Source organism: Streptomyces sp. NPDC058534, from assembly GCF_042717365.1.
In the GTDB taxonomy this organism is placed as follows: domain Bacteria; phylum Actinomycetota; class Actinomycetes; order Streptomycetales; family Streptomycetaceae; genus Streptomyces.
Map to the genome: position 1 here is coordinate 22599 of NZ_JBHXNW010000095.1, position 6467 is coordinate 29065.

7 protein-coding genes are annotated in these 6467 nt (G+C 73.2%); 5 read left to right on the forward strand and 2 right to left on the reverse strand.

Features of this window, described 5'->3' with window-relative positions; translation table 11 throughout:
- Positions 1-114: 114 nt before the first annotated feature.
- From rarD to ACFWR9_RS37540, 3 genes are all read left to right on the forward strand, one after another.
- Positions 115-1116: an EamA family transporter RarD gene (rarD, locus tag ACFWR9_RS37530; protein ID WP_383850640.1), complete on the forward strand. Its 1002-nt coding sequence runs from the start codon at positions 115-117 to the stop codon at positions 1114-1116.
- A 16-nt stretch (positions 1117-1132) separates the two neighbouring features.
- Positions 1133-1603: a VOC family protein gene (locus tag ACFWR9_RS37535; protein WP_383850643.1), complete on the forward strand. Its 471-nt coding sequence runs from the start codon at positions 1133-1135 to the stop codon at positions 1601-1603.
- A 183-nt stretch (positions 1604-1786) separates the two neighbouring features.
- Positions 1787-2761 (forward strand): M28 family metallopeptidase, encoded by a 975-nt coding sequence (locus ACFWR9_RS37540; protein WP_383850646.1) that lies wholly within the window; start codon positions 1787-1789, stop codon positions 2759-2761.
- A gap of 29 nt (positions 2762-2790) precedes the next feature.
- Here the strand turns inward: ACFWR9_RS37540 and ACFWR9_RS37545 are convergent, their stop codons facing one another.
- Entirely contained in the window at positions 2791-4281 is a 1491-nt protein-coding gene (locus ACFWR9_RS37545) for a tetratricopeptide repeat protein (protein ID WP_383850648.1), read from the reverse strand.
- Positions 4282-4510: 229 nt separating this feature from the next.
- Here ACFWR9_RS37545 and ACFWR9_RS37550 point away from each other — a divergent pair, with 229 nt between their 5' ends.
- Entirely contained in the window at positions 4511-5032 is a 522-nt protein-coding gene (locus tag ACFWR9_RS37550; RefSeq protein WP_383850650.1) for a DUF6668 family protein, read from the forward strand.
- 137 nt (positions 5033-5169) lie between these two features.
- The gene (locus tag ACFWR9_RS37555) at positions 5170-5772 is read left to right on the forward strand and encodes a flavodoxin family protein (protein WP_383850653.1); all 603 of its coding nucleotides are present in this window, start codon (positions 5170-5172) and stop codon (positions 5770-5772) included.
- A gap of 34 nt (positions 5773-5806) precedes the next feature.
- Here the strand turns inward: ACFWR9_RS37555 and ACFWR9_RS37560 are convergent.
- Positions 5807-6467: ABC transporter permease (locus tag ACFWR9_RS37560; protein WP_383850655.1), on the reverse strand; the 661-nt coding region annotated here is incomplete at its 5' end.

A 6467-nucleotide genomic window follows, 5' to 3' on the forward strand; every position in this document is an offset into this window, starting at 1 on the left:
GCCGCCTGTCATGACCGTATGGCGATACGGGCATGACAGGTGGCCGGGTGCGGCGCTACCTTTCGTCGTGGCATGCGTCCGTCCCGGCATGCCGTGTGCGAGAAGGAGGTGCCCGTGGCCGGGTCGTCCAGGAGTGAGCAGCGCATAGGTCTGCTGAACGGCTTCGCGGCGTACGGGCTGTGGGGGCTCGTCCCGCTGTTCTGGCCGTTGCTCAAGCCCGCCGGGGCCGGGGAGATCCTCGCCCACCGGATGGCGTGGTCCCTCGTCTTCGTCGCCGTCGCGCTGCTCTTCGTACGGCGCTGGGCCTGGGCGGGTGAGCTGCTGCGGCAGCCGCGCAGGCTCGGCCTGGTGACCGTGGCCGCCGCGGTCATCACCGTCAACTGGGGCGTGTACATCTGGGCCGTGAACAGCGGCCATGTCGTCGAGGCCTCGCTCGGGTACTTCATCAACCCGCTGGTCACGATCGCGATGGGGGTGCTGCTGCTCAAGGAGCGGCTGCGGCCCGCGCAGTGGGCGGCAGTCGGCACCGGCTTCGCCGCCGTCCTGGTCCTCGCCGTCGGCTACGGCCAGCCGCCGTGGATCTCCCTCTGCCTCGCCTTCTCCTTCGCCACGTACGGCCTGGTGAAGAAGAAGGTCAACCTCGGGGGCGTGGAGTCGCTGGCCGCCGAGACGACGATCCAGTTCCTGCCCGCGCTCGGCTTTGTGCTGTGGCTGTCGGCGCAGGGCGGGTCGACCTTCACCACCGAGGGCGTCGGGCACTCGGCCTTGCTGGCCGCGACCGGTCTGGTCACCGCGATCCCGCTGGTCTGCTTCGGCGCGGCCGCGATCCGCGTGCCGCTGTCCACGCTGGGGCTGCTGCAGTACCTGGCGCCGGTCTTCCAGTTCGTCCTCGGGATCCTCTACTTCGGCGAGGCCATGCCGCCCGAGCGCTGGGCCGGTTTCGCCCTGGTCTGGCTGGCGCTGGCCCTGCTCACCTGGGACGCGCTGCGCACGGCCCGCCGGACCGCGCGGGCGCTCAGGGAGCAACTGGACCGAACGGGCGCGGGCGTACCGCCGATGAAGGGGAGCGACGCGACGCGGGACTCCGGCAATTCCGTTGCCCGCTCGGTCACGTAACCCATATGACTGGTCCATGACCTCGACACCACGCCCCGCTCCCCTGCACTTCAAGATCGTCATCGACGCCGCCGCCCCGCACGCGCAGGCGGACTTCTGGGCCGCCGCCCTGCACTACGAGGTGGAGGACAACAGCGCGCTGATCGGGAAACTGCTGGGCTTCGGGGCCGTACCGGAGGAGCTGACCCTGGAGTCGCACGGCCGCCGCGCCTGGCGGGACCTGGCGGCCGTACGGCACCCCGACGACCCCTACCAGGAGGAGAGCGGCGCGGGGCTGGGGCGGCGGCTGCTGTTCCAGCGCGTACCGGAGACCAAGACCGGCAAGAACCGCGTCCACCTCGACGTGCACTCGCGGGAAGGGGAACGCGAGGCGGAGGTCGGCCGGCTGGAGGCGCTGGGGGCGAGCGTGCTGCGGCGGGTGAAGGAGCAGGGCGGGGAATGGGTGATGATGGCGGACCCCGAGGGGAACGAGTTCTGCGTTCACTAGGCGTGTGGCCAGGCCCTCCCACGCCGAGGACCACGGAGCGGCGGGGCGGAGCTTCCGATATCCGCGATGCCATGGCCGAATAGCGGTCTTGACGAGCGGTCAGTCCCGGCCACACCATCCAGGCACCCCATTCACTGTGGAGTTCCCTCCCCAGGGACTCCCTAGGAATTCGGAGCCCCCCACATGAAGCTCCCCTTCTCCGGACGTGCGCTGACGGCCGGTGCCGTCGCGGTCGTCACACTGGCGGCCGGCGGTTCCGTGGCCGGCGCGGCCTCCGCCGCGGAGCGGTCCGGCCCCGCCTCGGGTACGGCGGCCGTCGCCGCCGCGCCCGACCTGCCGATAGCCAACGTCAAGGCCCACCTCACCCAGTTCCAGTCGATCGCCACGGCGAACGGCGGCAACCGCGCCCACGGACGCCCCGGCTACAAGGCGTCGCTCGACTACGTGAAGGCCAAGCTGGACGCCGCCGGATTCACCACCCGCATCCAGCAGTTCAGCGCCTCCGGCCGCACCGGGTACAACCTGATAGCCGACTGGCCCGGCGGTGACGCGAATCAGGTTGTCATGGCCGGGTCACACCTGGACGGCGTCGCCTCCGGGCCCGGCATCAACGACAACGCTTCCGGCTCCGCGGCCGTCCTGGAGACCGCGCTCGCCGTGGCACGGTCCGGCTACCAGCCCGCCAAGCACCTGCGCTTCGCCTGGTGGGGAGCGGAGGAGCTGGGGCTGGTCGGGTCCCGCTACTACGTCAACCGCCTCTCCTCCGCCGACCGCGCGAAGATCAGCGGCTACCTGAACTTCGACATGATCGGCTCGCCCAACCCCGGCTACTTCGTCTACGACGACGACCCCGCCATCGAGAAGACCTTCAAGGACTACTTCGCCGGGATCGGCGTCTCCACGGAGATCGAGACCGAGGGCGACGGCCGCTCCGACCACGCGCCCTTCAAGAACGCGGGCGTCCCCGTCGGCGGCCTCTTCAGCGGCGCCGACTACCGCAAGACGTCCGCCCAGGCGGCCAAATGGGGCGGCACCGCGGGCCAGCCCTTCGACCGCTGCTACCACTCGTCCTGCGACACGACCGCCAACATCAACGACACGGCCCTGGACCGCAACGGCGACGCCATCGCATACGCGGTCTGGGAACTGTCGCAGTAGGACGGGCACCCGAGGCGGGGGCCGCCCGGTCAGCCGGCCTGGGCCCGGGCGCGTTCGGCGAGGCGACCCATGCGGGTGCGGGCGGACTCCAGTTGCTCGGCGTCCTCCGCGGCCGGGCCCTCCTCGGCGGCGAGTTCGTCCCACAGGCCGACCAGGTCCTGCCCCAGTTCCATGCCCCGTTCGGGGGCGCGTACGGCACGCCAGGCGGTGGCCGCGCTCTGGACGTTGCCGTACGCGGCCTCGGCGTCGCCCGCGCGGCGGTGTATCCGGGCCACGTCCAGGGAGAGGCGGAAGGCGCGGTCGGGATCGCCGGACAAGTAGGCGATGTACGCGGTGAGTTCGCGGAGCCGGAGTACCTCCGGGTGCTCCGGCCCCAGCGTCTGCAAGGCCTCGGCCACGGCCTGCTCCGCCAAGAGCGCCGCGTCCTCCGTACGTCCCTCCTTGACGGCCTCGTTGACCCGTGCGGTCGGCTTCGCGAGCAGCGCGGGGACGGTGGCGTCGCCGGGCGCGGTGAGCGGTCCGTCCCCGAGCACGGCCTCGGCCACGGCGTCGAATCCGCGGGCGGGGGTCGGCTTGGGGTCGGGGTCGACGAACGGGCCGGGGTCGGCGAGCGGGCCGGGGTCGGCGAGCGGCTTGGCGTCGGCGAGCCGCTTGGCGTCGGCGACCGGCTGAGCGTCAACGACCGGCTCGTGCCCGGCGAACGGGCGGGGGCCGCCGGCGGGCCGGGCCACGCGCTCGGACGCGGGCACGGGCTCAGACAGGGGCACGGGCTCGGGCGCGGGCAGGGGCTCGGACACGGCCCCTGACGCAGGCGCGGACTCCGACACGGCCCCGGAGCCGGACGCGGCCCCTGACTCCGACACAGCCTCAGCCCTCGAGACGGCCCCGAATCCGGACGCAGCCCCGGCGCCGGCGAACGGCCCCGCAGCCTCCCGAGGGACCGCCGCACCCCCGCTCCCCTCCATCCGCGGCGCCGGTCCGAACTCCCCCGTCGGCGACGCCACCGTGCCCGGCGCCGTACCGCCGGAGGCTCCCGGCAGGGCGCGGAGGGTGAACGTCGGCGGGGAGTCACCGGACGGCGTCGGCCCGGCGTCGGGCACCGCCGGGAGCGGGAACGCCGGGGCGCTGTCCCGTACGGCCTCCACCGAGCGCAGGACGTGCGTGGGCCGGTCCCACCCGACCGCCGCCTCCTCCTCGGGAGCCGTCGGCACCGGGTCGGCGGCGAGGTGGCTGGAGCCGTCCGGGTCCACCCGGAGCGGGACGGAGTAGCCGATGCGCCGGTCGTGGATCGTGGCGAGGACGGGGTGGCCGATGGCGAGGGCGAGGCGGTGGAGGCGGTTCAGGACGGCGTTCTGGATCTCCTCGCCGGGAGCCGCGACGATCGTCGAACCGTCGACCGTGGCGGTCCGCGCGCCGGAACCGGCCTCCGGCACGCGCACGTCGATCGGCGTCGCCGCGGGGTCGGGCGAGCGCTCGGCGCGCTCGTGCTCCCGCTGCTTGTCGCGGCCGAGTCGAGACATCGTTCCCCCACTCATCGGCGGCTTCCGTCGGCGGTCCCGTGTTCCCTGCCGTCCAGAGCCTGTCATGCCTGTCGTGCACCTACTGTCGAGTCTCTCCGCTCGCTCGCGATTCTCACGTCACCGGGGTGTCACAGGCTCGTTCCAGGAGGTCACGCACGTGTCGGCGGGTCGGTGCGGGGCCGGTGCGCGGGGTGCGTGAGCCGGGAGGAGAGCGGGCAGGCGGTCAGGCATGCGACAGGGACCGGAGATATGGATCCGCGGACCGGTGGCGGCACCCGAGCCGCCCGACCGGGGGCCGACCGCCCCCGAGCCGCCGCTCGCCCCCGCCCCCTCCCCCGCCGAAGCGCCGGGCGTCTCCTGGATCGGCGTCCACGGCGGCGCGGGGGTGACGACGCTCGCCGGGGTGTTCGGCGGGCAGGACTGCGGGCAGGGCTGGCCCGGCCCCGGCGATCCGTCGTCGGTGCTGCTGGTGGCCCGTACGCACGCGGCCGGTCTGACGGCCGTCGGCCGGGCCGTGGAGGAGTTCCGGCTCGGACGGGTGCCGGCGGGGGTCGGGCTCGACTCCGTCGTCCTCGTCGCGGACGCGCCCGGGCGGCTTCCCCGGCCGCTCGCCCAGCGTGTGCGGCTGCTCGAATCCGCCGTGGACGTCCACCGCGTCCCGTGGGTGCCCGCCTGGCGCCTGGACGGGACGCACGAGGGCCCGCCCCGGGGGACGGAGTCGCTGGTCCGCCGCACGCGGCGGGTGCACTGAGCCTGGCCCCAGCCTGGCCCCTTCCCTGGATCCCCCTGGATGGCGACAGATAGATGCGCACGCATGGACAAGTGAATGCGTACGCATATAATGCATGTGCTGGTATCCACTCATCGCCGATCACTCCAGGAGACACCATGACGCGCCGTTTTCTCTTCCTGCTGGGCAGCACCCGCCCGGACGGCAACACCGAACTGCTCGCCCGCCGCGCCGCCGAACAGCTCCCCACGGGCGTCGAGCAGCGCTGGATCGACCTGGCCCGGCACCCGTTGCCCGAGTTCGAGGACCTGCGGCACGACAGCGACCACACGCGCCCCACCGAGGGCAACGCCGGTCTGCTGCTCGACGCCACCCTCGCCGCGACCGACCTCGTGATCGCGTCGCCGCTGTACTGGTACTCGCTGTCCACGCCGGTCAAGCACTACCTCGACCACTGGTCGGGCTGGCTGCGCACGCCCGGCCTCGACTTCAAGGCGACCCTGGCCGGCCGCACCCTGTGGGGCGTCACCGCGCTGGCCCACGAGGAGCAGGAGGTCGCCGACCCGCTGATCGGCACCCTCAGCAACTCCGCGGCGTACATGGGCATGCGCTTCGGCGGAGTACTGCTCGGCAACGGCAGCCGGCCCGGTGACGTACTGCGGGACACGGACGCGCTGAGCCGCGCCAAGACCTTCTTCGCGGGAGAGGCGCCGCTCGCCCGTTTCCCGTACGAGGAGCCGGTGGCCGTGCCCGCGCGGTGAGGTCCTTGGGCGGGACGTCCTTGGGCGTGACGTCCTACGTCGTGATGTCCTTCGCCGTGAACCGCGCCCACGCCGCCGAGCCGAAGACCGCCGCGTAGAGGGCCTGGAGGCCCAGGTTCTTCACCAGGTCGTCCCAGTAGACCGGTTCGCGCATCAGGTCGGCGAAGGACAGCCAGTAGTGCGAGAAGAAGTAAGGCTGGAGCGCGTGCAGCTGGGGGATCTGGTCGAGGATCTGGACCGTGATCAGCAGTCCGACGGTGGTCGCCATCGCCGCGATGCCGCTGCCCGTCAGGGTCGAGACGAACAGGCCGAGGGCCGCGACGCCGACGAGTGAGGCGGCCACCACCAGGGCGATCAGCAGGGCGCGTCCCAGGCCCTCGGCGTAACCGATCCGGGTGCCGGAGATGGTGGTCAGGTCGCCCAGCGGGAAGAGCAGCGCCCCGACCGCGAGCGCCGAGACCGCGACCACCAGGGTGGCGGCGAGGCAGAAGGCGATCACCGTCGCGTACTTGGTGAGCAGCAGCCGGGTGCGCCCGGCCGGGGCGACCAGGAGGTAGCGCAGCGTGCCCGCGCCGGCCTCGGCGGGGGGCGCGCGCGCGGCGGCCGCGGCGGGGGGCCTCGGCCGGGAAGACGCGGCGGGGGGCGCGGGGGCCGGGGGGACGCGCGCCCCGCCCGGGGGGGTGTTTAGTGGGATA

Excerpts from the sequence above, each read along its gene's own strand:
- ACFWR9_RS37535 (WP_383850643.1), top strand. The coding sequence starts at position 1,133 with ATGACCTCGACACCACGCCCCGCTCCCCTGCACTTCAAGATCGTCATC.
- ACFWR9_RS37540 (WP_383850646.1), top strand. The coding sequence starts at position 1,787 with ATGAAGCTCCCCTTCTCCGGACGTGCGCTGACGGCCGGTGCCGTCGCG.
- ACFWR9_RS37545 (WP_383850648.1), bottom strand. The coding sequence starts at position 4,281 with ATGTCTCGACTCGGCCGCGACAAGCAGCGGGAGCACGAGCGCGCCGAG.
- ACFWR9_RS37550 (WP_383850650.1), top strand. The coding sequence starts at position 4,511 with ATGCGACAGGGACCGGAGATATGGATCCGCGGACCGGTGGCGGCACCC.
- ACFWR9_RS37555 (WP_383850653.1), top strand. The coding sequence starts at position 5,170 with ATGACGCGCCGTTTTCTCTTCCTGCTGGGCAGCACCCGCCCGGACGGC.